We start from the raw sequence: 26,726 nt of genomic DNA on the forward strand, positions 1-26,726 counted from the left end.
CACTACGATGAAGGAACAACTTCAGACCGAAGCCAAGGACGAGGCAACGATCTACCAGCTACACCGCGGCGATCACCGGTCGGACACGGACGGCAAGATCGCTCTTGAAGTCCGCATGGCCATTCGGGAAGAAGGCTACAAGAGCCTGAAGACTGACGGGTTCGAGCTCGCCGAAGCCACGTTCGAACGCCTCTACGAAGAAGTCGGCACTCAGAGTGTCACAGTAGGCGCTGACGAGGACGCCGGCGTCCAGAGTGGGCTCTCGGAGGTCTGGCACAAGTGGAACCGAGGGAGCGGTAAGGAGAGCGAAGCATTCATCGAAGCCGAGACGCGGAGCCTCGAAGTAGGTGACCTGGTCGAGATCAATGGGACGTTCTACATCAGTGCGCCGAGTCAGTGGGCAGAAGTCGAATTGATGTGAAATCTCTTCTCCAGGATACCCCGTTCGAAGGGTGGGGTTAGGTAAAACCCAATTACTGCCGAAAGACTTATTGGTGAAGGCCCTCTATGGTCAGATAGACATGCCAATAATCGATCCGACAGCCACGGACGGGGATGAACCGCCCCACTTCGAAACGCCAGTCTACGGTGAAGACTATATCAAGATGGGGGTGCCGACCCAAGTCGAAGATCTCGTCGCCCTTTCCGACGACTACGCTGCCGTGATGTACCCCTACTGGGACGAAGATGACCTCGGACTGGGATTCCACGTGGAGTTCCACGAAGGGTCCCAGATTGCCGGACGAAAGGTCCACTACAACGAAGAACACGACAACTTCACCCTCCGAGTCCCGTCAGCCCTGGCGAGGATCTCGGGGCTCAAGTCCCTCGCAAACAACGCTGAGGTGGTCCTGAGTTACTTCTCGGTCTATATCGACGGCAAGCCATTACACGAGTTCTCTATTGAACAGATCGAGGATGAAATCACCAGTGGTGATATGGACGGTATCGACCCGGGTCGGGTCACAATCGACATCACAACCCGGCCTTCGCTGACACCGATCGGTGGAGTGGTCTCCTCGCAAGCAGATCACGCTGACCTCGACGAGAAATTCACAGAAAGCGGCCTTACGCCCTCACGCTCCAGAGATTCAGAGTTGATCGAGTCACTGCGGTACGAGGTGCCGCTCGACTACGCTCGAGCATACGGGTTTGAGCCGCGGCAAGAGGTGACTGTAGAGCTCATCGTCGACGACGGGACGCTCGGACTCGCGTTCAACCTGGACGGGGACATCGACGATCCCCACCTCGCAACGCGGTCGCTGAACGCTTACAGTCCAGACAGTAGTGGCCCGCGAAAGGATCAGTACGCAGTCTCGGTCCCAAAGGCCGCTGTCCGTGGTTTACGGTGGTCGCTCGACATGCCGCTCCGTGCTATCCCCCAAGCTGATCGTTTCGTACTCGTCCCTGCCAACCCGGTTGGAACGATCGACGAGACAGTCAAAGAAGACGATGTTCTCGTCGAGGAGCTCGGTGAGGCGCCGAAAGCGCCGTCGATCGAAGCGTAAATCGCCGGCCACCCCCCTCAGTTTCTTGTGGAAATCCCCCAAAAGTACCGGTCGGATGAGTAAGCCACTTCCCGAAGTCGACTATGTTCTCTGGAGTAATTGGACACGGCCGAACGGTGGGGCTGGTCGGTGCGAAGGTTGTCCGGCACACTGGTCAGTGCGTGAGGACTATCACGGCGAGGCAGGATCTCGAACGAGCTCGTTCGATCACCGCCCGTTATTCGCATACGGGGATGCGGACCCGGAGATCGTTATCGTCGGTGAAGGGCCTGGACCGCCCCAGGATGACGGGGACCATCACCCAGCGGATGAGAACAAGCGAGAAGCAGATCTCGAGGACGTTCGGAGCGAGTCGATCATGGATGCGGTGAACGGGACACTCAAATTCGCCGAACCACTCTTCACAGCTGTCGAAGAGTCGGAGTTTGACGGTCACTTCACTCAAGTTCGGAAGTGCAACCAGATCGAATACGACGAGAGCAACGATCGGGCCAGGAGACACTGTGCCGGCGCTGGCCAGTTCGATGGGTACCTGTATGAAGAGATGGATGCACTCGATCCCGAGGCCGTCATCACGATCACGACCCGCGGCGGGGCGGAATTCAGCGAGGTGTTCGGCCTACCCAGGATGAAAACCAAAGCTATGGCACAAGGGAGCGGCGAGAGCGGCTTCAGAGTCCACGTGCAAGACGAGATCGGGTTCCGCTGGTATCCGGCCCCACATCCAAGACCTGCCGGTGCTGAGTGGACGTTCAAGCATCTGGATAGCATCAAAAGCGAGTGGGGTAGAAGGAAGAGTACAAGAGAATACTTCAAGCTGTTCGTCGACGAGGTCCTCGAGGATTTTCAGCGGTCGAGGACCTCGTAGGGTAGACGATCGCCCTACCAAGTGTATAGTCAGTCGTCGGGTTCGACCGCTGGAGTGAGTATCCACTCCGGCGCAGCGTCGTAGGTTTTCCCACCGGCGAAGTGCTCGTTCTCGTGGTCGACGACCTGGACGACCACCTCGCCGGCGCTGCGGTGAATCTCCTCAATCTCGCCGTGGATGACGTCTTCCGAGGACATCCCTTCCCGCCAGTCGGCGAAGACTTCGTCGCCTTGGTCGAAAGGGTACTCTTCGAAACTGACCGAATTGGACTGTGTGACACTCATATTCGTAGCGACCTCCTGTGTATCCAAAGCATAGAGTGGGTCTATAATAAGTGTTTCGGTAGTGTTTCGGTTTGTAGGTGTGGTTAAAACCTAACCACTATCGAAAGATTAATTTTAAACCCGCTCTATGATCTAAACGCGTGAGGAGGTCACTACGAATATGAGCTTGAAAGATTTCGAAGCTGGAGTAGATTCGACACTCGAAGAGATTTCGAACAACCTGGAGGAGGGGATCGAGGCCTTGGAACAGATCGAAGACGAGGATCTGGACCAGGCAGAGCCAGAGACGATCGCCCAGCTAGTGAAGGTCATCAAAGAAATCGAGAGCAAAGCCGAGGATACTCGGAAAGAGGAAGTCGAACCCGTGCTATCCGAACACGTTGAAGTGGGGGACAGTTTCGAAGGGCTATCGAGAGTTTCCAATTCGCGGACGTTCGTTCAGAGCCCCACCCAGATCGTGACGGAACGGCTCGAAGAGGCTGGGGCTGATCCTATGGAAGCAATGGATCTCGATCCGAAGAAGCTCGAGGAAGTGGCTGAAGAGGTCGGCATCAATCCAGACGAGTTCCTTGCGGAGAATACCTATTCGTACTTCCGGCGTGAGTGAAGGAGTCCGCCCCCACCCCTCATGACAGAGTAAACTACGAGGGTGGGTTCGATCGAACTCGGTGCGAACACACCCTCCCCTCATGACAGAGTAAACTGCGTGGCTGAGAAAGAGGAAGCCAGAAGCCAGGCAGCAAAGAACCAGTCTTAGAAGGACTAAAGCTGCGGAAATAGAAGGGGAGAGTTAATCAGCTAACCGATTAAGGAAAGTATTATCAAAGTTACAATGATTCTGAGAAACATATCTAAGGTTATATTTCTCATCACTTCTAACTAGTTTGCGGTTGTTGTTAGAAGATGTTGCTAATAAAACTTCCCATATTTAAATATTAACGTAGGATTGCCCGTTAGAGGGTCTATATCCTGAGAAAACTGGAGGTATAGTAGTTTGCAGACCTTCTACCCCTCTTCTCTCTCGAGTTACTCACTCACGTTTGGACAGTTTACTCTGTCATGAGGGGAGGGTGTGTGGTGAGGGAATCTTAGATGAAGGTGTCTGTAGGCAGTTCCTACCTTTTCAGAAAACACAATGATCTTGTAGAATTTCAGGGCAACACCTCAATATTTCCATACTTGCTAATTACACGACATAGAACCTCTCTATCCCCGGTTTTACTCTGTCAGAAGGGTCCAGTAGATTTATTTATCGGGGGGAGGGATAGTTGTGGTAAGCCATGCCGTCGTCAGAGAGGGGCAATCATCCTGGTGGGGAGGTCACAGAAGATGATCCCGACCAAAACGGGATCAATATTGAGGACGAACTGCTGTCTCAGCGGACCACCGTCTTCCAGAACGAGTCTCTTCTCCAGCCCTCGAAGGTTGTGAGTGAAGATCGTATCTTTGGTCGCGATGAGCAACTGTCGCAGGTCATCAATCTGTTCAAAAGAGCCTTGGACGACGTCCCTCCCAAGGATATGCTTCTACATGGTCCATCGGGAACCGGGAAGTCTCTTATCGCGAATATGGTATCAAAGAAGCTTGTCCGAGTAGCTGAACGCAAAGATCGGCAGTTTGCATACATCAACATCAACTGTCGGAATTTTAAGACAGAGGACAAAGCTGTATACGCTATTTTGGACCAGGTTTCGGAGGAGGTGGGTGTGGACCACGATATCCCGAGACATGGCATATCTACGTCAGAGAAGTACGATCGTCTTTTTGACCTTATCCGTGATAACCTGGATCTCGCGATTTTGATCCTAGATGAATTGGACCGACTGATCGGTAGTCCTGGTGGGAAGAGCTCTCAACCAGCGTTTTCGAATCTTCTTTACAACCTCACTCGAGCGTCGGATATTGGCAATCTGGATAATCAGATCGCTGTCGCAGTCCTCACGAATGATCCGGAGTCGCTCATATCTAATCTTGGGTCGAGAGTGGAGAGTTCCTTCAAGCCCCGAAAGATCCTGTTCCCGGATTACAACGCTCAGCAGCTTCGGCAGATCCTCAGACGCCGGGAAGACGCCTTTAAAGAAGGTGCACTAGAGGATGGTGCCCTCAGACTCGCAGCTGCCCATGCGGCGTCCGGTGAAGGCGATGCCCGAATGGCGATCGATCTCCTTCGCGCCTCTGGGGAGGTATGTGACGAAAGAGGAGAGTCTACCGTCCACGATGGGCATGTAAATGAGGCAATGGAACGGATCGAGAAAGAGTACGTCTTGGATATCGTTCGGAACTCGAGCTCGCAGAAGAAGCTGGTGGCATATGCTGCTACTATTTGCCAGGGAATGAGTCACGCCGAGCTAGAAGCAAGTGGGGTCCCAGCTGTCGTCATCCATCGAGTGTACGAGAAAATGGCGGATAAACTCGATATGTCAACGAACGAGCGCCAGACTACGCTACGATGGCTACGTGGGTTTGAGACCAATTCCCTGTTTGAATCACAAAAGAAGGGCTATGGTCAAGGAAAGGGCCAGCATCAACATTTCAAGCTCACGAAGGATCCAGATACAGTCAAACAGGCCCTCAAGTCGAATAGCGACAGGTTCGACGCTATCGACGAGGATATTGTCCAGCAGGTAGCTACAGCCGAGTTCAACAAGCTCCTATCGTAGGCTGTCGACGATCGAAGGAGCGTCATTCTTTTTACTAAAAACGTGAATCCGGACAGATTTACTCTGTCATATGGGGGGTGTGAACCTACTTGCGTATGGTGGTTTCAGATTCGTCTTTAAGTGCATCTAATCGTGACTCAGTTTAATATAACGTATTTGATTTAAATGCGGAGGGGACCCACCACTCTCATATTGCTGAAGCCATCTTCAGCGTTTTCGTTCTAAACGGCATATTCCGTAATTTACTCTGTCATAAGGGGGGTGTGAACCCCCTACCGTCTGCCCTTTACCAACTCGCCTTTATATACTCGTGGTGAAGAAATTTTGTCCTATTTGCGGGTTGAGTCTAAACGCACTACGTGCTCATTTACTCTGTCATAAGGGGGGTGCAATACGACTCCCGCCTGGTGGTTAGCCACTTACTCTTTAAGTGTGTGTATATGAAATATAATTTACTCAGTCATGTGGGAACCCAATTTCATTTTTGATATACCCGCCAAAACGGCCGCCCTTACTCTGTCATAAGGGGGGTGTCAAACCGCTTCCGTATGGCGATTTACTACTAGCGCTTAAAAATGATATACCGGCAATTCTCTCTTATATTGCGTGTTGTGTCTAAACGCATTATTATCGCGTTTACTCTGTCATAAGGTGGGTGTTCTAAACCCATATACCACCGAAGGACTTATTATAAACCCGCTCTATGGTTGTGGTAGGAGGTCACCTGAACGATGTGCTCTGAAGAGGATTACGAGTTTGAGATGTTCGACCTACGAAAGCGAGTCCTCGCTGCTGTAGCTGAGTACGCTCGTGAAGATCGCCTCACGCAAGCGAAGCATGAGGGTGCCCGACTCATCCAGCGGCTCGGTGAAGGTGACGCTGAGAAAGCTGCGCAGGCGTTTCGAACGAGTTTCGACAAGGCCAAAGAGATGATTGGAGAGGATGTGGGCTACGACCTTGAGATTAGGGAGATGCCGCCGATATTGGAGGACCACGATGGCGAGATCGAACCGCACGAGATCGCGGGGGAGACAGTAGAGGTGGCCCGTTCGGTCAATAAGACGGGGTTCGGTCAACGTGAGTCGTCGCTATACCCGATCGTCGCCCATCCGAGTGGCTACCGCGTTTGTACGTGCCCGGCTCAGAAGTACTACATCGTCTGTCCACACACTCTCGCTCGAGTTATCGAACGGAATTGGCCGGAGGCTCCTCTCCCCGCCTAAACGCTGCGCTGTTCTGTTTTCCATACAATCTAAACCCATTTACTACCGAAATATTTATTATATATCCGCTCTATGAACTAGATGCTTGAGGAGGTCTCTAAGATGGCACAAGCTGAAGCGGAACAACCCTTGACGGAGCGGTACCCAATCGCCGGCGGGCCGCCGGCGCTGGCTGACGGCGATCGAATTCTCTGGGAGGGACGCTCTGAACCCCTCACAGTGATCGAAGAAGCTCACGAAGACGGCAAGCACTCGGATGTTCGCGATGTCGCCGCGGAAGGACCTCGAGGTGGAGTCACCACTCTTTCTCGAGAGGTGACGTCCCGGTCTTGGAAGACGGACTCAGATGGGGCCGTCGACAGCGTTGTGATCGTTGAGGAGGGCGATCGAGAGCCAGTTGCCGCCGGCAAGACCGATCCAGTGACGACAGCATGGGACGGCCCCCTTGACGACTGCCCGTTCTGTGGTCATTTAGACCGTTTCTCGAGTCAGAACTTCCGCTGTCACTACGTCACGAGTGGTCTGTGGGGTGGAAGTCCAGAGCTACGAAATGCCCCGATCGAACGGACGGATGCCGGGGCTGAACGGGCAATTCTCCGGGCTGAGTGTGTCAAATGTGGTGGTATTGTCTACGAACATCCTGCCTACTCCTTACTGTTCGATGGCGACAGTGGACCAACGGAATTCCCACCGGAGAAAATCGAGGGGTAAACAGCTTTCCTTGCTGTTGCGTTGTTCGAGCGATAGTATCCCTTGTGACGAGAAGCCGCTAGCAATGGTTTCAGGCCGGTGTGGGAATGGTGTGATTTGGTTTACCGTCGACGAGGACGAGTAAACACGCGATCTCGGTTGCGACGAGGTCCAGCTGATTCAATCGCTGTTATCGCTTTCACCGTCTCGAACCATTTGGTCTAGGAGGTCCTCGTCGATTTCTTCGCCTTCTTCGTCCTCGTCATCTTCTTCGATGTCTCCGCTCCCCCCGCTTTCTTCTTCGATGACTTCGCTACTCTTGTTTTCGTCTACGTTTACGGCTTCTTCGTCGGGTTCCTCTTCTAGATCGTCTTCGGTCGGTGTGAGCACTATTGTCGATCCCTCGTTGAAAACATAGATAGTATCATTCTCGGAGAACCCCGGTTTCCGGAACTGTGCAGGAATAGTCAGGTGATTTTGTGCGGTGACTGGGGCCCGAATTTGCTCCCCTGTCATCGGACCATTATGGACTGGTGGTTGGTCGACGGGGTACAGTTTAATCATCCCCGGAGGAGTGTATTCTCCGGGCTCTAAGACAAAATATGCAGACGCAATATCGAACGACTTGGGGAGACGTATCTGCCCCGACTCGCTAATCTTGCGCAACACGTACTCAGCCATCAAGTACGGCTCAGAACCGTACTCTTACAAAACTACCTTCTGGTAGCGTGTAAATTCTATATTCCACCACTTAAATGGCATTTAAATCTCCCCATCAAAACTCATTAGACCCGATACTTACGGGCTCTAAAGCCAAATATCTGGATAGAAGTGTTATAGATAATATCTGTGGGTCTACTGGGGGCCTACTACCGACTCAATTTCAAACCCAATAGATGCCGAAACACTTATTATAATATCGCTCTATGGATTAGATGCGTAGGAGGTCACACAGACATGAACACGCTACGGATAAACGAGAGGTGATCAGGTATGAGCGAATTTGAACCCCACGTGGTCAAAGCGGATTGCGTCTTGAGCGCTGTTCTTAAAGCGCATGATGGGGAAGACGCTATAGAACAGTTTCGTGACGCAGCGTCGGAAGACTATCTCGATGTCGAAATCGGCGATATGACGATGCAGTTGCGGATCGACGAAATTGCGGTCGAGAAAGACGAGTAAACCCTTTTCCCGTCGAGTTTCGCACGTGTCGACGATCGACCGGCCTTCAATTATAAACTCAATTACTACCGAAATATTTATTATGATACCACTCCACGGATTAGATAGGAGTGATTCACAATGGAGCAGACGAAGGCAATCGGCATAGCAGACGCCGTCAAGCTCCCCCCGGAGTTTGACGGAATCGACGTCGCCATCGTCGGTGGGTTCGTTCGCGACCGACTCCGCGGGGTCGAAACGAACGATGTCGACTTGATGGTGACGGGCGTGACTCCGGGCGAGATGCGGGATCGACGGTTTCGGCCGATCGAAGGCGCGTCTTTCCCGGTCTTCCAGGATACGCTAGGCCGGGAGGTGGCCCTTGCCCGGACAGAAGAGTCTACGGGCGAGGGACACACCGGTTTCGAGGCACATGCGATCCCGGCCGACGTCCCTCATGAGGAAGCCGTCAGGCGCGACCTCGAGCGGCGTGACTTGACGATCAACGCGCTGGCCGTCGACGCTCGGACAGGTGGGGTCTTCGATCCTCACGGCGGGATGCAGGACCTCGAGACTGGGACTCTCCGCCACGTCTCGGAAGCGTTCGCTGAGGATCCGCTACGTGTGGTTCGTGTGGCGCGCTTCCGGGCCCGGACGGGTTTCGAGATCGCTGACGAGACCCGCCGGCTCATGGCAGAGATAGCCCCCGACCTAGCGACGATCCCGGACGACCGGATCGGTGCTGAGCTCGTAAAGGCGCTCAAGCAGGCGGTTCAGCCCCGGGCGTTCGTCGATGTACTGGACGATGTCAATGCGCTCGAAATTGCATTTCCGGAACTCGCGGCGCTCGCGAACGTTCCCGCTGGTCCGGAGGGGACCCACGAAGAGGGCGATAGCTTGGAGCATACGCTTCAGGTCCTCGAACAGATGCATGAGCGACGTGGGAACGATGTGCCGGCTCTCCTTGCCGCCCTCGCCCACGACTTAGGGAAGGGAGAGACGCCGGCAGACGAACTTCCCGCCCACCACGGTCACGGAAAGCAAGGTGTCCCCATTGCTCGGTCGGTGCGGTCCCGTCTCGGCCTCGATCGTGACCTCCGGGGGGTGATGGATACAGCTGCTAGCGTTCACATGAGACTCCCCCGGATCGAGGAAATGACGGCGCCGGCGATCATCGACCTCGCCAAAGAGGTCCACGGCTCTCCGCTCTCGATCGAGCAAGTGATCGACCTCGGGACGGCCGACGCGAAGGGACGGGATCCTGCCGACGACTTCCCGGATGGGATCGTCCGCGAACACCTCACCCTCGCCGTCAAGACGATCGAGGAGATCGGTGGGGCTGAGGCCATGCAAGAGCGCGATATCGACCCTACGGATGTGGGGTCTGAGATACCTGGGGAGCGGATCGGCAATCTCGTTCGCCAGGACCGGGTCGAAACCTTCCGCGACCGGGCCGGCACGCTCACCACTGTTTCTTCGTAGCCGGCACTTCGGTCGGAGCTCACCCTGAAATCCAAATACTACCGAAAGTTTTAATATGAATCTACTCTATGGACTAGATGCGCAAGGAGGTCACTACACATGCCAGAATCCGCACCTGAGAACGCGAAGGCTGTCGCGAAAAGCTGCGACCCGAGCAAGATCGACAAGGCTGTCCCTCCGCTTACCGAGATCGAGTGGGATACCCTGGAGATCGAGGATGTCACGACGTGTGACTCGCTTGACGGCGAACCCCAGGCGGTAGGGACCGTCATGGCGGAGGTTCCGCACATCAACTCTTCAAAAACTGAGCGTAAGTCACTCTACGTCGAAATCTACCTCACCCATGATCCATCTGGTGAGCTCGTCGTCTCTGGCGGTACGGTCGAATACGTCTAAACGAGCAGCTTTGATTTTCACCGTCGTTGAGTCCCCGCCGCCACACTGGAGTTTTAAACCCACTTACTACCGAATGATTTATTATACACCCACTCTATTACTCTAGTGGAAGGTGATAGTATGACGGAGATCGACATAAGCGAGGAAGCTCAAGACCTTCACGACGATCTGCCCGACGACGTGGGGCTATCGGTCGAAGAGATCGAGGACCAGCTTTCCACGCTGGTAGGGGACTACAACGTCCCGCTCGAAGAGGCTCGACATAGTGTCGTATCGAACCACACCGACGAGTCGGACACGGAGATGGAGTCCGAGAACGAGGAGGTGGACGCCGCCGAGGTAGCGTCCGAAGGTGAGTGGGTGAATCTGACGGCAAAGGTGATCGACCTCTGGGACCCTCGAAGCGATTCGATCGGGCAGGTCGGTCTCCTCGGTGACGAGTCGGGCCGGATCAAGTTCACTGCATGGGCCAAGTCTGACCTTCCGAAGCTAGAGGAGGGAGAAGCCTACCGCTTCGAGGATGTCGTCACCAACGAGTACGAGGGTCGGTACTCGGTCCAACTCAACGAGAGGACCACGGTCGAGCAGGTCGACGAAGGGATCGAAGTCGGAGATGACGACGTCGAGATCGTCGGTGCGCTCGTCGATATCCAAGACGGAAGTGGCCTGATCAACCGCTGTCCGCAAGAGGGGTGTACGCGAGTCCTCCAGAACGGCCGCTGTTCGGAGCATGGTGAGGTCGACGGCGACTTCGACCTGCGGATCAAAGCAGTCCTGGACGACGGGGAGTCGGTTCAGAAGGCGATTTTCGACGAGGAGATGACGGAGGAAGTGACCGGCATTTCGCTCGATGAGGCCGAAGAGAAGGCGATGGATGCACTCGACAAGAGTGTCGTCACCGACGAGATCCGTGATCAGCTTCTTGGCCGGTACTACCGGGTCAAAGGGCCTGTTATGGGCCGCAATCTCCTGGTCAACGAGGTGGAAGAGGCCAACGAGATGGACGATCCTGAGGAGATCCTCATCAAAGCGAGGTCGATGGACGCATGAGCCAAGCACAAACCCGTGAGGTTGCCAAGCGGATGTTCGCCACCGAGATCAACGACGCAACGCACACGTTCAAAGAGAGTGACGAAGAGCGCGCCCCCGTGTACGCCCTGCTGCCGACGGGCGACTACGCGAACCGGGTGTTTTTCGTCGGGACGCTGACCGAGACGCAAGATGTCGGCAACGATGACAGCGAGTACTGGCAGGGCCGAATCACCGACTCAGACGAGACGGTGTTCGTGTACGCTGGTCAGTACCAGCCGCAAGCTGCGGCGTTACTCCGGGAGATCGAGCCGCCGGCGTATCTATCGGTCGTCGGCAAGCCCCGAACCTACGAGACGGATGATGGAGATATCAACGTATCTCTTCGGCCGGAGAATCTGGCCATCGTCGACGAAGAAACCCGGGACGCCTGGATGACGGAGACGGCCCAGCGAACGCTAGATCGGATCGAGCGTTTCCGGGCCGACGACCCGGACGAGTACGTCAACATGGCAAAAGAGCAGTACGACGAATCCGTCGACACGTATCGGCAGACAGTCATCAGTGCGATGCAGTCGCTTGAGTCGTGACCGATCGGCAACGCTAGCTTCGACTTTTTCAGCCGGGCGGGTAAGTGGTAGTGACCTCGCCGTAGCGTCTCCGCCAGTGATCGCAGCGGAAAGCAAACCTATTTACTACCGAAACACTTATTAGAGAAACACTCAATGAACTAGATGCGAAGGAGGTCACACGATGTACGTTACAATCCAGGAACCGGATGCCAAATCCATCGATTACTTCGGTGTGAGTGACTGGGAACTAGCAGGTGACAAAGACGCGGTGGACCTCCATTTCCACCGTGATTCGGGAGTCAACGGCCGGCAATGCGTCCCCGGTCGGGTCGTCTCCAGCGTGAGTGAATCGGTATACAACACTCAGGGAGCTTACGAAACGATCGGCGACCGAGCGGTCGCCGGCGACGGGGTCGTCGTAGTCGCGCTGACCGACCAGTACCCGTGGGTAGAGAAAGCGGTCCACAAGCTACAGGACGACGAACTGGACGGTATCGAGGGCCTTCACGTGGTCGAAGCGGGCGACGACGTGGACGATCTCGAAGAAGCGCTGGATCTCTAACGGGGGCGTCTGTCATGTCTGAAGCCACCACCGACACGGAACAGCAATCCGATCACGTTCACCCGATCACTGAGGACGAACTCGAGGAAGCCAAACGGGGGTTACGGTGGGCAGAGCGAAAGAGCCGCGACGTGGACCGCGAACATCTCGATAGCGTTCGCGATCAAATTCTCGACCAAGCCCCGGGCGCGGCCGTCGAGTTAGCGCCCGAAGGATGGGATTTGCTGGCGAACGCACTGGCTGACTATGAGATCGATGCGGTCGGAACGCCGGCCCCCGATCCTCTTCATTCGATAGCGTTTAAGGCCGCAGTCGGAGCCGACGCCGATCTCGAGTAGGCGATTAGTCACCGACACAAACTTAATTACTACCGAAAGCTTTATTATAATCACACTCTATTGTTTAGATACACCGGAGGTAACTACGATGACTGTAATGACCCGCGCCGAAGCTCGCGAAGAAAAACACCGCCAAAAAGTCGAACACCTGATCCCGGACTGGGAAGCGCGTGCCCGCGCCCTGATGGAAGACTATTCTATCCCCGAGGAGTTCGAAGCCCACGGGTTCGAAGACAAGCACGATGTCGCTGAGAAGGTCGAAGAACGCACGATCGAGGTGATCCGAGAGGCCCGCATAGAAGTCCCTCACGACGCCGTGCATTTCGTGGAAGAAGAGGTCGAGATGGCCAAAGATCAGGTGTATCAGCTGGTCATGGACGAATTCGAGGAGTACGCCGGTGACGAGCTCGACTTGTAAAGAAACCAGCTTCAGCTACCAAATTCGAGTGATACTTATGGCATTCAACGAGATCGCCGGCGGATACATGGGGGGGGACGATATCAGTGTCGGCACAGACGACGAAGACGGCGCCGAGTATGTCTTGGTCGTATCTGGTCCGGATCACTACGAAACGTGCATCCGGTTCGACGAGGTCGACCAAACACGGAACACGACCGATTTTTACAGACGAATCCGGCCCCAGGCAGGGAAGCGAGGGCACCGCGTACAAACCGGTCAGATTGAAAAGGTCGACTTCGGACGTGTCGGGGACGTCCTCTCTGCGATAGCCCGGGGGGAGAACCCACAGCCATGACGGGGGAGTGTATCAACTGTGGGTCGCAGAATACGGAACTCTGGCGGGGAGAGGACGGCCACTTCCGAAAAGAGTGCGGGGACTGTGGCTACGTGGCCGGCCCCTTCGTGAGATCTAACCAGGAACGCGGCGGGATGGATGCAGAACAGCGGAACGGCCGGGACGAGAGTACAACCAATCGCAGCGAAAACGAGAGCGCCACCGCTAGCGACGAAAGCACTCCCAGTAACGATGAAAGCGATTCTAGCGACGAGGACGAAAATAACGGAGACTCAGGTCGAACGCTGACGGATTTCGTCGGTAGCGAATAGTGGTCATTCTGGCGAGGACCTCCTGGGATTTCTCTGTCTGGACTGTCCCGGCCTCAAGAGAGTAACGGTATAAACCCAATAGCTACCGAAACATTTATTATTAAACCGCTCTATGGACTAGATGCGTAGGAGGTCACACCATGACGAAAACCGCTACAACCGCTGGCGAGGCCGAACCGACAAAGGGCGAGCGAGGATCCTCGGGGTTTCCGTTTTATACGGAAGTAGTCGATGGCGAGCTCAAGACGCTCGTGCTGTTCATCCCGTCGACCAAGAAGTTCTATGAAATGCTTCCCGAGGGTCATGAGGACATCGACCCGGATGCAAGTCGGACTCTCAAAGATCCCCGATCGGGGGACATTTTCACCTATTCGACGTCGTTCGTCGAACGCCAGATGCAGAAAGTCCACGGCAACCACTGTGTCGGCACGGTGGACGCTGAGCGGTGGGCTGACTTCCGGGAGGACTACCTGGAAGCTGACGAGACGGACATCGACGAGGCGAACGAATTTCTCGACAAGCACGTGTTCGGCTACGAGGAAGGCGAGGAACCGGGGGGTCGAGCATGAGCGACGCGCCCACTTGCCCCCGGTGTGGAAGCGATGACACCGTGTGCAACCCGGACACCGATGTACCTGGCGCGAATCCCGATTTCGGGTGCGACGAGTGTCTCTACCTGTGGAATGGGGAAGCGGCTGAGACGGGGCAAGACGACGTTTTCGAGGACTTCGCTGAGGCAGAGGCCGTTCGGTGGCTCGACCGGGTGCATCCAGTCGTCGACGCCGGCGACCACATTTCAGACGTGGAAGGACGACATCTCGAGCTCGAAGCCGACGACCGGGACGAGAATATCGTGCTTCACGAGCGGCTCGTGACCCGGTGGGCTACGGAAGAGTCTCGCCATTTCGAACCGATCGCGACGGCCAACCCTGCCTGAATCCCGTTTCGGTTCAGTTCGTAGCACCCCGGGTTGGTGTATCAGCATATTCTATTCTAACCCGTAAGTATTAAGTTAAATCCGAACCAACGTAGTAGTACACGGAGGTCGCAAGATGGCCACTTCAACTACGACGGGAGAAGAAATCGGGGAGGGCGTGTTCGCTCGCGACGCCGATCAGGACGAGGACAGTGACGACTTGGTGATCGTGCTTGAGCGGATGGGGACGCCGGTTAGTGAGATCGTCGTCTACGAAGAGCCGAACGGGGATGAGAAGACTGTCGACGAATGGAACCCGGATCACGACCCGGATGCTGAGGGGATCAAAGTCGTGTATCGCGACAGCGTCGACTACAAGTTCGACGGCGAATGGACGGTTTCTGACGTGATGGCGGCTTTCGAGTCCGGTGAGCTCACCGAGAGCCAGGGCAATGGTGGCTACGGGGTCAAGTCGTACACCATGCCCGTCTCACGGCTGACGCCGGTCGGGGGTTCGGACGCATGACGGCAGCCAAGCGATCGTCTAGCGGCCAGGGCGATGACCCGCTATCGCTCGGTGACGTTTTCCCGTTCGACGAGCCTTATGAGGCCCAGCAGGAAGCGATCACTCGCCTCGCCGATCTATTCCGCAAGCAGGGGATTGCGGCGTTCGAAGGTGCCTGTGGTACGGGGAAGACCCTCGGAGCGCTCACGCCGGCGATCCAGGCTGTCCGCGACCCACGCACACAGTACGAGCGCGTCCTGGTGATCACTAGCGTCAAGCAGCAACTTCGAGCGTTCGAGCAGGACGGGCAGACGATCAACGAGAATCTTCCTGACGGCGTCCCGCCAGTGAGCGGCCTTTCGCTCGTCGGCAAAGAGGACCTGTGCCCCTACGCGAGTGAAGGCGTCATCTCGTCGGACGAGTTCTATACGTCGTGTGAGGACCTCTGCGACTCGGTGCGGCAGGCCGGCGCGGCGGCATCCGGGCCGCGCGAGAAAATCGGCAACTGGGAGCAGATGGCGGGGCGAGCTCGGGACGCTGATCGCCCTCTCTCGGGCGAGGACTGGGTGGCCCCGTTCGGTACTTCACCCCCCACGGACGATGAAGGGGAGCAGTACTGCCCGTTCTACGCCGCGTTCCGTGCTGAGATGCAGAAAGAAGAGCGAGGCGGTTATCACCCGCATGGGGTGATGACGCCGCCTGAAATGCTGGCCCACGGCGCGAGTGAGGGGCAGTGTCCCCACGCGCTGATGCGAACCGGCCTGGAAGAATCCGAGTTGCTGATCGGCAACTACTACCACGTATTCGATCCGGTCACGGTCGAACGCCTCACGGCCGATGTGATCGGGCCGGAGACGATCCTGGTCGTCGACGAGGCACACGGCCTGGAAGAGTCCGTCCGCCAGCTGCTTTCCGACGACGTCTCCCGCTACTCGCTCGATCGAGCGATCGGGGAGGTGGAAGGTCTCCTCGAGGGCGAGGGGACGCTCGCCGAACGTGCCCGGCAGCACCTATCGAACGAGGGCGTGAACCCAGCGAAAGTCCGGGATTTCCGGCGTTTTCTCGAAGCCGTGCAGCGCTGGATCGATAACCGAGCGATCGACAACCTTGAGTCGGAAGATTCGGGGTGGCTGGATAACCTCGACGAACTCCCGGGCGAGATCGAGGACAACCTTCGGGAGCCGGACGAACCGGATGAGGACGATTTCTCCGAGTGGGTCGTCGAAGAGGGCTTCGAACATGAGTGGGAGCGGGTCGAGAGAGTCGGGACAGCCGTGGCTGACTCCCTCCAGGAGGCGGCCTCGGAGGTCGGCGGTTCTCGAGATCAGACGTATTCGGACTCGGTGGGGCGCATCCTCAATCGCTGGCGTACCTGCGGCCACGAGCAGTACTTCCGGCAGTTCATCCTCGAAAAGCGGGATCGGATGTACGACCAGGAAGACGGCTGGAAGCGTGCCTACCGCGCCCGGCTCAAGATGCACAACTGTATCCCGTCGGACCCGATCGCAAAGCGGCTGGATCAGTTCGGTTCGGCGGTGCTTATGTCGGCCACGCTGGCCCCGATCGACGTTTACCGCGAGGTCGTCGGGATCGATCAACTCGCGGAAGGAGACGAAAACCGCGATCCCCGCCCGGTCGAAGAGATGGTCTACGGGCTGGACTTCCCCGAGAAGAATCGCCGGTCGCTGGCAGTGAAAACCACGCCGTTCACCGGCAACAATCGGGGGAATCCTGACTACGAACAGTTTTGGGACGACGAGGAAGAGAGCGTTCGCGAAGAGTATCGTGACGTCATCGAGGACGTGGTTCGGACCACGCCGGGCAACGTGCTCGTCTGTATGCCTTCCTACCGAGAGGCCGAGTGGGCCGGCAAGTTCCTCAAGCGGAACACCGACGTCTCGAAAGAGATCCACATCGACGAGAGTAGCAGCGAGGACGAGACCGAGCAGCTGAAAGAGCGGTTCTTCGCTGGCGACGGCAAGGTGCTGTGTACCGGCCTTCGAGGGACGCTGACTGAAGGGGTCGACTACGACGGCGATCGGCTGTCCGCAGTCGTCGTCTGTGGCGTCCCGATCCGAGGCCTCGGCGGTGACTACCCCGACGCAATCCAGGCGGCCTACGAGAGCCGCTTCGGTGAGAACAATGGCTTCGAGTATGCATTCACCGTCCCCGCCGTCCGAAAGGCCCGGCAGGCGATCGGTCGCGTGATCCGGGGCGACGAAGAGGTTGGGGTTCGCGTGATGGCTGACGGACGCTACGCCGAAGAATGGCGGTGGAACAGCGTTCGCGAGTACCTCCCGCAGTACGCCCTCGAGGACTTCCAGACGGCTGGGATCGATCTACTCGAGGACGGGCTGGAACGATTCTGGGAACGCCATGAGGTGTGATCGGCTTACTCGTCGACGTGCTCCCAGGCCCCTAGAATCAGATCCCGCTCGCTAACCCACTGGAGATCCATCTCGTCGGAAACCAGTCTGTACTGTTTGTGTCCGGGGTACGTCGGGTCGCAGTCACCTTTGACCGGCCAGGTCTGCGTATACTCCCATGCCACGCTGACGATAGACCAAGTGGTCGGCTCGTCTTCGTCGTCCTCGTCGCCGTGATCATGCTCGAACTGGTCCCCGATCGTGAACTGGAAGTCTTCGATCGGACGTGGATCCTTGACCACTTCGCTCCCCTGCTTTTCTCCGTAACTCACTAGGACGGTTCGACCTCTGTCAATATCGTCAGGCCCACAGTGAGACCGGACGATCTCGTTCAAAAACGCATGGAACGAGTCATACGACTCTTTCACTGCATCGTCAAGGTCATCGACATCCCCAGCCCGGACACGCGCAGCCACTTCTTCGAGCTCGGAAAGGTAGTCAAGGGCGTCCATTTCTGACGATGGCTGTTCCTCATTGGAAGAGCCTTCAATGGCCATTATTGGTACTCACCGGGTTTTTGGGCGGCTTTCGCGGGTCTGAGAACTCTACTCTCACCCCATATCTATCGTCCAATTCTTGAACAAACTCGGCGACTCTAGCTGCTGAAGACTCTTCGAAAACGTAGATGCGGACCCACTCGTCGCTCACCTCGAGAGTCACCTCTGACGACCACACTTGCTCCCCGTTTTCGACGTGTAACAGATTTCCTTTGCAGGTCCAGTACCCATTGTGGATCTTCGAGGTGGCCCCGAAGAAGTGCCAAGGCTCTCCGACTTCTGTTATCTGGTCCAAGAACACCCCCGGATCGACAGTTTCCCCGAAGTAACAGACGAAGGGTCCCCCCTGGACGGAGGCCCCATGACTTCTTGGAGTGTACTTGAGTCGTGTTTGGTCAATCTGATCTTTGAGGTTGTCTGGCGTGATCATGCTTTGGCTCCCCTCCCTTTTCCGGCGGTTGAGACGATCTCTCCGGCGTCGGCCCAGGCCGTGTGGCACTCATCACAGAGTGAACAGACACCGTCTTCGACCGTTTGGTACTCCTGGAGGTCGTGATCCCGATCGCTCCCACCACACCAGAAGCAACGATCGAAATCGGAGAAGACGTCTTGCTCGCAAGCGTCTTCCCACACTGTTTGCTCGGCTGGGTCCCACCGGTAGGCTTCTGCTGTTGGCCGAAGAGTGGCTGGGTGTGATTCGATCCAATCCAGCGCTTCGTCATCATCGAAAACCCTTCCCTCCACGTAACTAGATCGGCGCTCGTCGCCTGAACAGTAACGCACCGCACGCCATTCGCCGGCGCAGAATCGTAGCCACCGCCACCCATGAGCCGCCCCTTCGGCACAGACGGCTGAATTGGAGCGGAGGTACTCACGAATGTCTGCGGCGATTTCTCGGGGTGTCGTCATGCTATCAGGGCGGGTTCCCCCACCACGACCCTGCCGAAGATTCGAACTTCGGAAGACGTTCGAACCGATCCAATCAGGGCCCTCTTCATGAATATCTAAGATTGTCACCGAACCACCAATTTATGAATATCGGCGTTTCTCAGAATGTCGGTGAGGGTTTGAGGCTGGTATTTCCAACATCTTTCACTCTCAATGAAGCGTTCCCAAGTTTCGACATCTTTCTCGTCAAATTCGTCTAAGTGGATCTTGGCTTCGAGCTCACCGGAGATCCGGTAGTGATACAGAATAGTCCCCTCGGGAACGAAGTCTTCAGCCGGATTTGAACTGGTAGTTCACATGCCGTAATTCAAAGGGGTGGAAGCACCATGTACTGGTATGACCGATCCGGGCGATCAGATCGACACGCTCCGGGAGCGTATCCAGGATTCCGAAGAGATCAGCGAGGACGACAGGGCGGCACTGCTCGATTTCAGTGACCAGCTCTTCTTGCTCCAGACCGAGTACAGCGACCACCGGCACCTCAAGCTCCTCCGTCACTGCACGCGGATGGCCGAACACGTCGGCGGGGTGGCCGACGCGCTGGACGACCGCGAAGCGACCGAGGAACTCGTTCGCTGGATCAACCGGACCTACGACAACGAGGAGACGAACCGGGACTACCGTGTCGCACTCAGCGTCTTCGGACGGCGAACGACCGACGAGAACGGCGACGAACCGCCCGAGAGCATCGAGTGGGTGCCGTCCGGGACTTCCAACAACTACGATCCCGCACCGAACCCCGGCGACATGCTCCACTGGGAGGAAGACGTCCTCCCGATGATCGAGGCGACCAATCACAGCCGCGACGCCGCATTGATCGCCGTCGCGTGGGACTCCGGCGCGCGTAGCGGCGAGATTCGGAGTCTCACCATCGGCGACGTCGCCGACCACCGCCACGGCTATCAGCTTACGTTTCAGGGCAAGACCGGCCAGCGGACGGTCACGCTGATCCCGTCCGTTCCGTACCTCCAGCGGTGGCTCGCCGATCATCCCGCGCGGGACGATCCGAACGCGCCGCTGTGGTGCAAGCTGAACCGTGCCGAGGAGTTCTCCTACCGGATGTTCACGAAGATCCTCGAGGGCGCTGCCGAGGACGCGGGCGTGAACAAGCCCGTCACGTTCACCAACTTCCGGAAGAGTTCCGCGAGTTATCTCGCCTCGCAGGGCATGAACCAGGCCCACATCGAGGATCACCACGGGTGGGTCCGCGGCAGCGACGTGGCGGCCCGCTACGTCAGCGTCTTCGGCGAGGACGCCGACCGCGAACTCGCCAAGATCCACGGCGCCGAGATCGACGAGGACGACGAACCCGACCCCATCGCGCCGATGGACTGTCCGCGCTGCGGGAAGGAGACGCCCCGCGAGAAGGACTTCTGTGTCTGGTGCGGCCAGGCGACCTCTCACGACGCCGTCGAGGAGATCAAGGCCGAAGAGCAGGACCTCCGGGACTCCATTCTGACCCTCATCAAGGAGGATCCCGAACTCCTCGACGACATTGAGAAGGCCCAGGAGGCGATGACGGTCTTCGAGAACCGACCCGATCTCCTCGAAGACGCCGAACGATTCCGTGAAGCGCTGAGCGACAGTTGACATTCGGGTTGCACCCGGCGCTCGTACGTTGTATGCGTGGGTAAGATCGGTCGTGGTGGTTCCGGAGGTGCCAGAAGCGGACCAGTCCGCTCGTCCGCTGGGACATTTATCTCGTGGAGTATGCTACTCTTAAGAAGACCATTCAGAGGGGGCGTTGACTCAGCAATCGCATCTCTCGAGAACGCCCTCGTCGAACGAGACTTCAGAGAAATGTTCTAATCAGTCGCGAAGCTCTGCGACTGACTGACCGACCTCGCGAACGTGTTCACTCCGCTCGAGGTCGAGTTCCTCAGCAAGGTAGTCGACTGTCTCTTCGAGGCTCATAACGAGATGGAGTCTGTCGAACAGGATAAACCTAGTGTTGGGCTTTGGGAACAATACTCGGAGATCGGAGAATCAGGCCGCGACAATGCACATCAAGTCAGTACTTCCCGGCCGGTCTCCAGTTCCTCGACGACCTGATCGAGTTCCGGATCGGACAGCCCACGGATGAGCAGCGCCGCCGCGTACGCCCGGATCTCGATGCTGCTGCCGTGCCGAAGGATGTACTCGAGTTGGTCTCGGTTCTCCCGGGCATACTTCCGGGTCGATTCCGGCACGTCGCCGGTCACGAGGCGTTCACCTCGATTGGGTCGCCGGTTTCCGGGTCTCGCAGGGAGTCGAACTCGGGGTTCGCGCCGTGGAGACGGCTACAGTCGTGACACCAGTAGTGTCCGTTCGACCGTGTCCACGAGGTGTGGCCGTTCGGACAGACTGGTTGATCGAAGCCGTCCCCGAACACAGGGTCGTTTCGAGACATTGCAACTCAACGTGGGACTGCCAGAAACGTAAGCGACGGCGCGCTCCTTCCGGAATTTCACGAACTCTCTGTGCGGCTGATTCCGAAATATGATTCGACCTGTAGTACTCATTGGGGCTATTCCCACAGTGTCTCGATGCGCTCCTCGAGATAATCAAGCACGAGGCGACATACGTCACGATGGTCGTTCGGCCAGTCGGCGTCCCGAGCGTCAGTACGACTGGCTGCCGGCGGCGGGTAGAAATGATCCCGCGAATTGTGCACGTTCGGATGGCGATCCCACCGACACTGCCACGTCTCCTCGTCGCGCTCTTCCCGATAGTGGATGGTGAAATCGTCGGTGCGGTACCAGCGGATCTCGAAACGAGCCGAGACTTCGTTCGGGTAGTAGTCACCAGACAGCTCGACCCGCACGTGTCGCTTTCCGTCCTCGACGATCCGGGCGGCGTCAGTCTGACGACCGCCGGCGAACCGGGACCGTATTTGTCGCAGGACTGCCCGATCGATCGGCGCGGGGCTCGCGCCGTCGTCCACCGGCACCATCGTCAGCTGTGTGATGGCACCGTCGAGTCGGTGGCCGTTCGCCTGGCACGCTCGTGCAGACGGCGCTCCTCGACGACGGTGGCCCACTCGCTGAGGTCCACGTACACATCGTCGACGTCGTCCGCGTCGAACGCGAGCACGTCGACGTGAGCAGGTGAGTCAGCGTCGTACTCGTCACGGTACCTTTCGATCTGGGCAGTGAGTTCGGAGACGCGGGCCTGGAGCTCGTCAACGGTGTGTTCCCGTGCCAGTTCGTTCACCCGTCGCCATTCGAAGTAATCGTCGTTGCGCTCGTACCGGGCCGGACGGCCCTCGTGCCGGATGACGATCCCGAGGTCGGCGTAGAAGGAGAGATGCGACCGCGCGGCATCCTCCGAGCAGTCCGCTCGATCGGCGATCTCCGCTGCCGTCATCGGGTCGCGTGCATGGAGGATCGTTCCATAGACGCGCTGTTTCGTGTCCTCGTCTTCGAAGGGGCGATCGAACGGCGGTGGGCCGTCGCCACGGGAACGCTCTGCCATACATCATCCCACGCACTAAAACTACATATTTCTTTCTGCAGCAGACATATGTATTCGGGCTGCGCTATCATGGGTGACCCGGCTGTTGGACTGGCAACGCTCGAACCCGTTGCTGGACGGCAGTCGATCCACGATCAAACGCGTGTTCGGCCGTCCAGGCCGCCTGCTGTTGACCGGAAGCCGGCAGTGAGACGATTGCTGTATCATCGTACGCAGGTATCGGGATAACACCCGGTCATATCAATGGTCGTGATCGTGGTGTTCGATCTCCGGGTGCTGCTCGGCATACGTCGACGGTGTCTCCTCGAACGTTCGCTTGCAGGTCGTTGAGCAGAAATAGTACGTTGTCCCGTCGTGGACTGTACTCGGTTCGGAATCATCGGTCCGCATACCGCACACGGGATCACGATACTGCCCGGGCGCCCCGAGTCCCCGTCGGTAGACGTATAGGAGGAACCCCGAGAGTGCGAAGGCGATCAGGTTGAGATAGAACGTGTAGTTGAGTTCGAAGTACGTCTGTTCGGTCGCGGTCTCGCCGCCGGCCAGATCAGGAACGATGCCGAACGCGTCGAACAGCAGTTCCATGAGGAAGCCCGTGAAGGCCATCGTCACGAAGAACACCCCGAGGATGTACAGCATTACCTTCCAGCCGTAGTACTTCCGGTAGACGTTGAGGACCGGAATCGTGATGAGGTCGGCGTAGACGAAGGCGATCACGCCGGCGAAGCTGATCCCGCCACCCCAGAGCGCGACCGCGAACGGGACGTTGCCCATGCTGCCGACGAAGCTGATAACGGCGATGGCGACGCCCATGATGGCGTTCTCGGCGGTCACGAGCAGGCCGTCACCCTGGACGAACAGCGTGTTCCACACCCACTGCGGGACGAAGACGATGACGAACCCCGAGACGAGAAAGCCGGCGATGACGTCCGTCCAGATCATCGACCACTCCTTGCGAAACTGGTTGCCGACCTTGTACCAGCCACCCCACGAGAGGAGTTCCTCGCGCCAGCCGCCCGCGCTCGAGGACTCCTGTAGATAGGTCTCCATGCATCCTTCCGAACAGAACTGCAGCGTCTCCCCGCCGTCGGTCGTGACCGTGTACTCCTCGGTCCCTTCCATGCCGCACGTGAGATCCTCAGTCGTGCCCGATTCGCGGTCGCGCGCATTCAGCGTCTCTCGGACCTCTGCGAAGAGGCTTTCCGGGAGCGTGAGATGCACGATCACCGCCATGACGGCGATGAGAACGAGCCCGCCGAGGAGTTCCGCCACGAGGAACTCCCAGCCCAGCAGAAGCAGGATCATCAACCCGAGTTCGACGATGAGGTTCGTCGACGCGAACATGAACGCCAGGAAGTTCACGGCGTGAGCGCCCTTCTTGAACAATCCCTTGCCGATGGCGACCGCGCCGAAGCTGCAGCCGCTGCTGGCCGCGCCGAACAGCGTCGCTTTGGTGAGTCCGCGCAGATCGCCATCGCCGAGGACCCGCGCCATGCGCTCTTTGGAGACGTAGACCTGGACGAGACTCGTGATCGTCAGGCCCATGATGATCGCCCACGCGGCCGTCCAGAGAAACCCCACGCCGATCCGGAGGGATTCGAGGACGCCATTGATAATCGGTGACATGGGAATACACTCGTCGGGATCGCCTTTTGCAATTGTGCTTAGCAAACAGGTCCCAGACACCGATCGGATCATTGGAAACGAAACTGAATTTCGTCATTCGCTTCAGTCGCAGGCACACCGTGCTGCCGTGGGACCACGACGACCCACCGCGTGCCGCTTTCGTGGTTTATATGGTGGGCATTTTGCCCCCAGTTCGAATGAATACACCGACGAGATTGTATCGCGTGCCGGAATCGTCAACGGAGGCACGTCAGTCCCTTTGAAATTTGAGCAGAAAATCGCCTGAAACAGCCACCCGTTGGTATACACATGGCAGTCTCCGAACCACAGACGGCCGCTACCGACAGCACAGAGGCGGTGCTTCGCGCGAGCGACATCGAGAAAACCTACGGCTCACGACTCCCGTTCACTCGACAAGTGCCAGTCCTCTCGGGGGCCGACCTCGCGATCCACCCCGGCGAGATCGTCGGGATCGTCGGTGAAAACGGCGCGGGCAAGTCCACGCTGATGAAGATCCTCGTCGGCGTCCTCGACGCCGATGCGGGCACCGTCGAGCGGTCGGGATCGATCGGGTGGTGTCCACAGGAACCGCTCTTGTACGATCGACTGACCGTCGCCGAAACCTTCCGGCTGTTCGGATCGGGCTACGACATGACGAGCGAGGAGATCGCCGCGGCCAGGGATCGCCTCGCCGATCGACTCGACTTCGAACAGTATCTCGACTACCGTGTCGACCAGCTGAGTGGCGGGAACCGCCAGAAGGTGAACCTCGCGATCGCCGTCATGCACGATCCCGACGTCCTCTTGCTGGACGAACCGTACACGGGCTTCGACTGGGAGACCTACCAGCAGTTCTGGGCCTTCGCCCGCGAACTCGCCGACGACGGGACGGCCATCGCCATGATCTCCCACCTGATCGAAGAGCGCGAACGGCTCGATCGGGTCTACGAACTCCGAGACGGGACGGTGCAGGACGTGACGGAGGAGGGGACCGATGGGACAGACACGACCCGGGAGGGCGACGATGCATAGGATCCGGGAGGGCGTCCGGCTCAACCTGCAGGCGTTCGTCCGGACACCGCTGAATCTCGTCCTCGCGGTCGTCCTCCCGCTCGTAGTCATCGAGGGGTGGGGGCAGGCGATGGCGGGTCTCCCGTCGATGCCGACCGTCGAGGCCATCCCGCTGGATCTGGGACGGATGCTCGGCGCGGTCTTCGGCGTCGCCATCATCGCCGGATTGCTGGGACTCGTCCAGATGATCCACGCCCGCTCGGCCGATCGACGGCTGATCCAGGCCGGCTTTCCGGCCCGCACGTTGCTCGCGACGCGCCTGCTCATGCTGACTGTCGTCGCGGTGGCCGTCGCCGTCCTCAATTTCGCTGTCCTGCACGTGTTGATCGGCCCCGAGGCGCCACTCGTCGCGTTCGCCGCCCTCGCGCTCGCGGGGATCGTCTACGCGTTCCTGGGCGCACTCGTCGGCGCGATCGTGCCCCGCCTGTTCGAGGGCTCGCTGGTCGTGGTTTTCCTCGCCATGATGGACGCCTTCCTCAGTGGCGACAGTCCACTGGCGGCCGACGTGCCGGACTTCGTCGAGTTCTTCCCGCTGTATCATCCGAAGGCGGCGCTCGAAAGTGCGGTCCTCGAGGGCACGATAGCCACGGGTGAGTTCGCGTTCGTCGCTGGGTATCTCGTCGTCCTCCTCGCACTCGTGACGGCGGTGTTTACACTCACCATGCAGACCTCGGGGAGGTGGGCGGCGTGACCCGAACGCTGACGGCCCTTGGAATCGGGCTCCGCGAGCAAGTCCGCAACCGGGTGCTCGTCGCACTGCTCGTCGTGCTGCCGTTTGCCTTCATCACCCTCGCGTTTGCCGTCACGCAGGACGTCGACATGCCGGTCCGCACGCTCGTCGACGGCGAGACGGCGTCGGTCATGCGCCCGATGCCCGACGTCCACGGCGTGATCATGACGCCGATCACGAGCGCACTGATCGCCGGCCTCGCCGGCCTCTTCGTGATGCGGACGGCCAGCGTCGACGGCCGTCTTGCGGTGGCCGGCTATCGCGCCCGGGAGGTCATCGCCGCGCGCTTCGGCATTCTCACAGCGATCACCCTCCTCGTGACGGGCGTTTCGGTGGGCGTCATGTGGCTCGATTTCGTCCCCGAGAACCCGCTGTGGTTTGCGGCGGCGATGGTCCTGCTCTCGCTCATCTACGGGATGCTCGGCATTCTGCTGGGTGCCGTCGTGGATCGACTGGCCGGGCTGTGGATCATGCTGATCGTGCCGATGCTGGACATCGGACTGTTCCAGGACCCGCTGTTCGTTCAGTCCGAGCCCGACTGGTGGATGCGGCTCCTCCCGGGCTACCATCCCGTGCGCGTGCTGGTCGATGCCGGGTTGACAGGGACCGTCGATTCAGCCGCGTCGCTTGGGTGGGGCCTTGGCTACCTGCTCGTGGTCATGGTCGTAGCCGTCATCGCGTTCTATCGCGTGTCGGGCATTCACCGGTAGTGAGT

At 58.0% G+C, this 26,726-nt stretch carries 35 protein-coding genes; 25 read left to right on the forward strand and 10 right to left on the reverse strand.

Annotated elements, in window-relative coordinates; translation table 11 throughout:
• Nucleotides 1-7 precede the first annotated feature (7 nt).
• The 3 genes from BN2694_RS14370 to BN2694_RS14380 all read left to right on the forward strand — a co-directional run bounded on the left by BN2694_RS14370 (nt 8) and on the right by BN2694_RS14380 (nt 2,376).
• Nucleotides 8-421: a hypothetical protein gene (locus BN2694_RS14370; RefSeq protein ID WP_135666801.1), complete on the forward strand. Its 414-nt coding sequence runs from the start codon at nt 8-10 to the stop codon at nt 419-421.
• Nucleotides 422-521: 100 nt separating this feature from the next.
• Nucleotides 522-1,508 carry a hypothetical protein gene (locus BN2694_RS14375; RefSeq protein ID WP_135666803.1) on the forward strand — a complete coding sequence of 329 codons (987 nt, stop codon included), beginning with the start codon at nt 522-524 and terminating at the stop codon, nt 1,506-1,508.
• A 358-nt stretch (nt 1,509-1,866) separates the two neighbouring features.
• On the forward strand, nt 1,867-2,376 hold the full coding sequence (locus tag BN2694_RS14380) for a hypothetical protein (protein ID WP_135666805.1): 510 nt from the start codon (nt 1,867-1,869) through the stop codon (nt 2,374-2,376).
• Between the two features lie 29 nt (nt 2,377-2,405).
• Here BN2694_RS14380 and BN2694_RS14385 read toward each other — a convergent pair whose 3' ends face one another.
• Nucleotides 2,406-2,660: a hypothetical protein gene (locus BN2694_RS14385; RefSeq protein WP_135666806.1), complete on the reverse strand. Its 255-nt coding sequence runs from the start codon at nt 2,658-2,660 to the stop codon at nt 2,406-2,408.
• Between the two features lie 160 nt (nt 2,661-2,820).
• Between BN2694_RS14385 and BN2694_RS14390 the strand changes: the two genes are divergently transcribed.
• The 4 genes from BN2694_RS14390 (at nt 2,821) to BN2694_RS14405 (ending at nt 7,254) form a co-directional block, all read left to right on the forward strand.
• A complete protein-coding gene (locus BN2694_RS14390) occupies nt 2,821-3,267 on the forward strand; it encodes a hypothetical protein (protein WP_135666808.1) in 447 nt (148 codons plus the stop codon).
• Nucleotides 3,268-3,940: 673 nt separating this feature from the next.
• Entirely contained in the window at nt 3,941-5,320 is a 1,380-nt protein-coding gene (locus BN2694_RS14395; RefSeq protein WP_135666811.1) for a Cdc6/Cdc18 family protein, read from the forward strand.
• Between the two features lie 761 nt (nt 5,321-6,081).
• Nucleotides 6,082-6,543, forward strand: coding sequence for a hypothetical protein (locus tag BN2694_RS14400; RefSeq protein WP_167880052.1), 462 nt, complete (start codon nt 6,082-6,084; stop codon nt 6,541-6,543).
• A 102-nt stretch (nt 6,544-6,645) separates the two neighbouring features.
• Nucleotides 6,646-7,254 (forward strand): hypothetical protein, encoded by a 609-nt coding sequence (locus BN2694_RS14405; RefSeq protein ID WP_135666815.1) that lies wholly within the window; start codon nt 6,646-6,648, stop codon nt 7,252-7,254.
• Nucleotides 7,255-7,413: 159 nt separating this feature from the next.
• Here BN2694_RS14405 and BN2694_RS14410 read toward each other — a convergent pair whose 3' ends face one another.
• Nucleotides 7,414-7,914: a hypothetical protein gene (locus BN2694_RS14410; RefSeq protein ID WP_135666817.1), complete on the reverse strand. Its 501-nt coding sequence runs from the start codon at nt 7,912-7,914 to the stop codon at nt 7,414-7,416.
• 312 nt (nt 7,915-8,226) lie between these two features.
• On the opposite strand from BN2694_RS14410, the gene BN2694_RS14415 reads away from it, so the two are divergent.
• The 14 genes from BN2694_RS14415 (at nt 8,227) to BN2694_RS14480 (ending at nt 17,647) form a co-directional block, all read left to right on the forward strand.
• Nucleotides 8,227-8,415: a hypothetical protein gene (locus BN2694_RS14415; protein ID WP_135666819.1), complete on the forward strand. Its 189-nt coding sequence runs from the start codon at nt 8,227-8,229 to the stop codon at nt 8,413-8,415.
• Between the two features lie 120 nt (nt 8,416-8,535).
• Nucleotides 8,536-9,876, forward strand: coding sequence for an HD domain-containing protein (locus tag BN2694_RS14420; protein WP_135666821.1), 1,341 nt, complete (start codon nt 8,536-8,538; stop codon nt 9,874-9,876).
• A 99-nt stretch (nt 9,877-9,975) separates the two neighbouring features.
• A complete protein-coding gene (locus tag BN2694_RS14425) occupies nt 9,976-10,272 on the forward strand; it encodes a hypothetical protein (RefSeq protein WP_135666823.1) in 297 nt (98 codons plus the stop codon).
• A gap of 120 nt (nt 10,273-10,392) precedes the next feature.
• Entirely contained in the window at nt 10,393-11,322 is a 930-nt protein-coding gene (locus BN2694_RS14430) for a replication factor A (RefSeq protein WP_135666825.1), read from the forward strand.
• On the forward strand, nt 11,319-11,891 hold the full coding sequence (locus BN2694_RS14435; protein ID WP_135666827.1) for an RPA family protein: 573 nt from the start codon (nt 11,319-11,321) through the stop codon (nt 11,889-11,891). The genes BN2694_RS14430 and BN2694_RS14435 overlap by 4 nt, the downstream gene beginning before the upstream one ends.
• A 163-nt stretch (nt 11,892-12,054) precedes the next feature.
• Complete coding sequence (locus BN2694_RS14440) at nt 12,055-12,435, forward strand: hypothetical protein (protein WP_135666829.1); 381 nt, start codon at nt 12,055-12,057, stop codon at nt 12,433-12,435.
• A gap of 14 nt (nt 12,436-12,449) precedes the next feature.
• A complete protein-coding gene (locus BN2694_RS14445) occupies nt 12,450-12,773 on the forward strand; it encodes a hypothetical protein (protein WP_135666831.1) in 324 nt (107 codons plus the stop codon).
• Nucleotides 12,774-12,861: 88 nt separating this feature from the next.
• Nucleotides 12,862-13,191: a hypothetical protein gene (locus tag BN2694_RS14450; protein WP_135666833.1), complete on the forward strand. Its 330-nt coding sequence runs from the start codon at nt 12,862-12,864 to the stop codon at nt 13,189-13,191.
• A 37-nt stretch (nt 13,192-13,228) separates the two neighbouring features.
• A complete protein-coding gene (locus tag BN2694_RS14455; RefSeq protein WP_135666835.1) occupies nt 13,229-13,528 on the forward strand; it encodes a hypothetical protein in 300 nt (99 codons plus the stop codon).
• A complete protein-coding gene (locus BN2694_RS14460) occupies nt 13,525-13,839 on the forward strand; it encodes a hypothetical protein (RefSeq protein WP_135666837.1) in 315 nt (104 codons plus the stop codon). The genes BN2694_RS14455 and BN2694_RS14460 overlap by 4 nt, the downstream gene beginning before the upstream one ends.
• Before the next feature lie 140 nt (nt 13,840-13,979).
• A complete protein-coding gene (locus BN2694_RS14465) occupies nt 13,980-14,408 on the forward strand; it encodes a hypothetical protein (RefSeq protein ID WP_135666839.1) in 429 nt (142 codons plus the stop codon).
• Nucleotides 14,405-14,776, forward strand: a complete 372-nt coding sequence (locus tag BN2694_RS14470) for a hypothetical protein (protein ID WP_135666841.1) — start codon at nt 14,405-14,407, stop codon at nt 14,774-14,776. The genes BN2694_RS14465 and BN2694_RS14470 overlap by 4 nt, the downstream gene beginning before the upstream one ends.
• 115 nt (nt 14,777-14,891) lie before the next feature.
• Nucleotides 14,892-15,281, forward strand: coding sequence for a hypothetical protein (locus BN2694_RS14475; RefSeq protein ID WP_135666843.1), 390 nt, complete (start codon nt 14,892-14,894; stop codon nt 15,279-15,281).
• On the forward strand, nt 15,278-17,647 hold the full coding sequence (locus BN2694_RS14480; protein WP_135666845.1) for an ATP-dependent DNA helicase: 2,370 nt from the start codon (nt 15,278-15,280) through the stop codon (nt 17,645-17,647). Before BN2694_RS14475 ends, BN2694_RS14480 begins: the two co-directional genes overlap by 4 nt.
• A gap of 5 nt (nt 17,648-17,652) precedes the next feature.
• On the opposite strand, the gene BN2694_RS14485 is transcribed toward BN2694_RS14480, so the two are convergent.
• From BN2694_RS14485 to BN2694_RS14495, 3 genes are read right to left on the reverse strand one after another with little or no spacing between them, the layout of a single operon-like run.
• A complete protein-coding gene (locus BN2694_RS14485; protein WP_135666847.1) occupies nt 17,653-18,138 on the reverse strand; it encodes a hypothetical protein in 486 nt (161 codons plus the stop codon).
• A gap of 34 nt (nt 18,139-18,172) precedes the next feature.
• The gene (locus BN2694_RS14490) at nt 18,173-18,613 is read right to left on the reverse strand and encodes a hypothetical protein (protein WP_135666849.1); all 441 of its coding nucleotides are present in this window, start codon (nt 18,611-18,613) and stop codon (nt 18,173-18,175) included.
• Nucleotides 18,610-19,092, reverse strand: a complete 483-nt coding sequence (locus BN2694_RS14495; protein ID WP_135666851.1) for a hypothetical protein — start codon at nt 19,090-19,092, stop codon at nt 18,610-18,612. The genes BN2694_RS14490 and BN2694_RS14495 overlap by 4 nt, the downstream gene beginning before the upstream one ends.
• 375 nt (nt 19,093-19,467) lie before the next feature.
• Here BN2694_RS14495 and BN2694_RS14500 point away from each other — a divergent pair, with 375 nt between their 5' ends.
• Complete coding sequence (locus BN2694_RS14500; RefSeq protein ID WP_135666853.1) at nt 19,468-20,721, forward strand: tyrosine-type recombinase/integrase; 1,254 nt, start codon at nt 19,468-19,470, stop codon at nt 20,719-20,721.
• Between the two features lie 416 nt (nt 20,722-21,137).
• Here BN2694_RS14500 and BN2694_RS14505 read toward each other — a convergent pair whose 3' ends face one another.
• From BN2694_RS14505 to BN2694_RS14525, 5 genes are all read right to left on the reverse strand, one after another.
• Nucleotides 21,138-21,332 (reverse strand): hypothetical protein, encoded by a 195-nt coding sequence (locus tag BN2694_RS14505; protein ID WP_135666855.1) that lies wholly within the window; start codon nt 21,330-21,332, stop codon nt 21,138-21,140.
• Nucleotides 21,329-21,520, reverse strand: a complete 192-nt coding sequence (locus tag BN2694_RS14510) for a hypothetical protein (RefSeq protein WP_135666857.1) — start codon at nt 21,518-21,520, stop codon at nt 21,329-21,331. Before BN2694_RS14510 ends, BN2694_RS14505 begins: the two co-directional genes overlap by 4 nt.
• A gap of 117 nt (nt 21,521-21,637) precedes the next feature.
• Nucleotides 21,638-22,063 carry a hypothetical protein gene (locus BN2694_RS14515; RefSeq protein ID WP_135666859.1) on the reverse strand — a complete coding sequence of 142 codons (426 nt, stop codon included), beginning with the start codon at nt 22,061-22,063 and terminating at the stop codon, nt 21,638-21,640.
• Between the two features lie 2 nt (nt 22,064-22,065).
• Complete coding sequence (locus tag BN2694_RS14520; RefSeq protein ID WP_135666861.1) at nt 22,066-22,584, reverse strand: DUF7342 family protein; 519 nt, start codon at nt 22,582-22,584, stop codon at nt 22,066-22,068.
• 240 nt (nt 22,585-22,824) lie between these two features.
• Nucleotides 22,825-24,210 carry a permease gene (locus tag BN2694_RS14525; RefSeq protein ID WP_135666863.1) on the reverse strand — a complete coding sequence of 462 codons (1,386 nt, stop codon included), beginning with the start codon at nt 24,208-24,210 and terminating at the stop codon, nt 22,825-22,827.
• A 309-nt stretch (nt 24,211-24,519) separates the two neighbouring features.
• Between BN2694_RS14525 and BN2694_RS14530 the strand changes: the two genes are divergently transcribed.
• From BN2694_RS14530 to BN2694_RS14540, 3 genes are read left to right on the forward strand one after another with little or no spacing between them, the layout of a single operon-like run.
• A complete protein-coding gene (locus BN2694_RS14530) occupies nt 24,520-25,242 on the forward strand; it encodes an ABC transporter ATP-binding protein (RefSeq protein ID WP_135666865.1) in 723 nt (240 codons plus the stop codon).
• Complete coding sequence (locus tag BN2694_RS14535) at nt 25,235-25,972, forward strand: hypothetical protein (RefSeq protein WP_135666867.1); 738 nt, start codon at nt 25,235-25,237, stop codon at nt 25,970-25,972. Before BN2694_RS14530 ends, BN2694_RS14535 begins: the two co-directional genes overlap by 8 nt.
• Complete coding sequence (locus BN2694_RS14540) at nt 25,969-26,721, forward strand: ABC transporter permease (protein WP_135666869.1); 753 nt, start codon at nt 25,969-25,971, stop codon at nt 26,719-26,721. Before BN2694_RS14535 ends, BN2694_RS14540 begins: the two co-directional genes overlap by 4 nt.
• The last annotated feature ends 5 nt before the right edge of the window (nt 26,722-26,726 follow it).

It is taken from the genome of Halorhabdus rudnickae (genome assembly GCF_900880625.1).
Lineage (GTDB): Archaea > Halobacteriota > Halobacteria > Halobacteriales > Haloarculaceae > Halorhabdus > Halorhabdus rudnickae.